The sequence below is a fragment of the Mesorhizobium sp. M1E.F.Ca.ET.063.01.1.1 genome, from assembly GCF_003998155.1.
GTDB lineage: Bacteria > Pseudomonadota > Alphaproteobacteria > Rhizobiales > Rhizobiaceae > Mesorhizobium.
Map to the genome: position 1 here is coordinate 1 of NZ_RZSC01000887.1, position 2215 is coordinate 2215.

At 65.3% G+C, this 2215-nt stretch carries 3 protein-coding genes; all 3 read left to right on the forward strand.

What is annotated here, in order from left to right; genetic code table 11:
- Positions 1–5: 5 nt before the first annotated feature.
- The gene (locus EOA29_RS33830) at positions 6–680 is read left to right on the forward strand and encodes a FadR/GntR family transcriptional regulator (RefSeq protein ID WP_245468681.1); all 675 of its coding nucleotides are present in this window, start codon (positions 6–8) and stop codon (positions 678–680) included.
- On the forward strand, positions 681–1115 hold the full coding sequence (locus EOA29_RS33835) for a VOC family protein (protein ID WP_126093573.1): 435 nt from the start codon (positions 681–683) through the stop codon (positions 1113–1115).
- Between the two features lie 66 nt (positions 1116–1181).
- Positions 1182–2215, forward strand: a 1034-nt coding sequence (locus EOA29_RS33840; RefSeq protein ID WP_189479079.1) for an ABC transporter substrate-binding protein, incomplete at its 3' end; no start/stop codon positions are given.

Below are 2215 nucleotides of genomic sequence, written 5' to 3' on the forward strand. Positions count from 1 at the left end.
CAATCATGCCGTCCGCACGGAGCTGCGCGATCGCCGCGCGCACGACGTTGCGGCTGCCGACCGAGCAGGAGCTGTCGGAGAAATTCGGCGTCAGCGGCAACGTCGTGCGCGAGGCGATCGCGCAGCTCCGTGCGGACGGCATGATTGAGGCCCGGCAAGGCATCGGGGCTTTCGTGCTGGCGCCCGAGCAGCGGGCCGCGATCCGCATCGACCGCGAGGCGCTCAAGGACACGCACAATATGGAGCGGCTGTTCGAGCTGCGCTGCATCCTCGAGTCCGAGTCGGCGGCTCTCGCCGCGGTGCGGCGCGGTCAAGAACATCTCGAATCGATCAAGGCGGCGCTCGACCGCATGGGCGGCGAGGAGCGATGGGAGGAAGGCAGCATCGACGCCGACCTGCTCTTCCACCGCGAGATCGCGCGGGCCACAGGCAACAGCTACATCCACACCTTCATTTCCTTCGTCTGCGAGCAGATCCGTCACTCGATCCACTACGCCCGCCTCACCAACCCGCTGCACGATCTCGTCGAGGTCAATGTCGGCGAGCATGTGCGCATCTACGAGGCGCTGGTGGCAGGCGATCCCGTGGCCGCCGCGGCGGCGATGCGCACGCATATCATCGGCGCCGCCAACCGCGTCGGCGTTAAGCTGCCGCTCTCGAAAACAAGCGGAGCGAAATAGATGCCGGCGAGCGTCACCCGCATCTCCGACGTCTGCCTGCTCGTCGAGAATATCGAGCGCACGGTCGACTTCTATGTCGGGAAACTCGGCTTCCGCCTGCGTCGCCGCGCCGAAGGCTTCGCCGATTTCCATGGCGAGGGCGTGACGCTCGCCGCCTGGGAGCTCGACCACATCAACCGGCACACCGGCGTCTCGAATCTCAGATCGCCGCGTCATGCGCACAAGGTCTGCGTCGCCGTCCAGCTCGACACACCTGCCGATATCGATCGGCTGCATGGCGAACTCAGCGCCAAGGGCGTGCCATTCTACGGCCCGCCCGAAAACTACGTCTGGAATGCGCGCTGCGTCTATTTCACCGACCCGGACGACACGCTCTGGGAGCTCTACGCCTGGCTCGACGGCGGCCCTGGCGACTACCACGACGAACAGCCGTAGACGACGCCGCGCCGGAGGGAACGGCGCTTGCAAGAAGAGACAAGAAGTCTGCAACAGGAGCGAAAAATGAGTGGGAACCGAGACAATCGATTGAACCGCCGCACTTTCGTGAAGAGCGGCCTCGCAGCGGTCGCGGCCGTATCGGCCGGCCTGCAACTGGTGCTGACGCCGGGCGCCAGGGCCGCCGGCAAGGTCGTCATCCAGTATGACTGGCTGATGTCCAACGGCCAGATCGGCGACATCGCCGCCGTCGCCAACGGCTATTTCAAGGATGCCGGGCTGGAGATCGAATTCAGCCCCGGCGGCCCCAACGCCTCGACCGTGCCGCCGGTCATCTCTGGCGCCGCGCAGCTCGGCCAGTTCTCCGAAACGCCGCAGCTCTATGCCGCGCGCGCCAGCGGCGTGCCGGTCAAGATCGTCGCCTGCGGCTTCCGCACCGGCCCCTACGCACTGACCTCGAAGCCGGCCAAGCCGATCCGCAATGTCGCCGACCTCAAGGGCAAGAAGATCGGCATCCAGCCGACCGCGCGCTTCGTCATCGACGAGATCCTGGCCAAGAACGGCATCGACCCGTCCGAGGTCACCATCGTCAATGTCGGCTTCGACAAAGGTCCGCTGGTGCGCGGCGATGTCGACGCCATCGGCGGCTGGATCACCAACACACAGGCTTTAAGCGTGGTCGGCGACGATCGTATCGACCTCCTGGTGCGCGACCTCGGGCTTAGCTCCTACGCCGACGTCTATTTCGCCACCGACAAGGCGATCGAGGAAAATGCGGACACGCTGGCAAAATTCATCGGCGCCGTCGGCAAGGGCTGGGGCTGGGTGCACGCCAACCCGCAGGAAGCGGTGAAGAAGATGGTCGCCGCCTACCCGGAAATGGATCTTGGCTGGGAGCAGAAGACCGTCAACCTGGTGTTGAAACTTTCCTTCGACGGCGCGACCGCCAAGGACGGCTGGGGCACGTTCGATCCCACTTCGATCGAGGAGCAACTGACGCTGCTCGACAAGGTCGGCCAGTATCCGAACGGGCGCCCGGCCGCCAAGGATGTCTACACCACCAAGATCCTGGAGCTCTCTGCCGCCGACCGGCCCAAGCT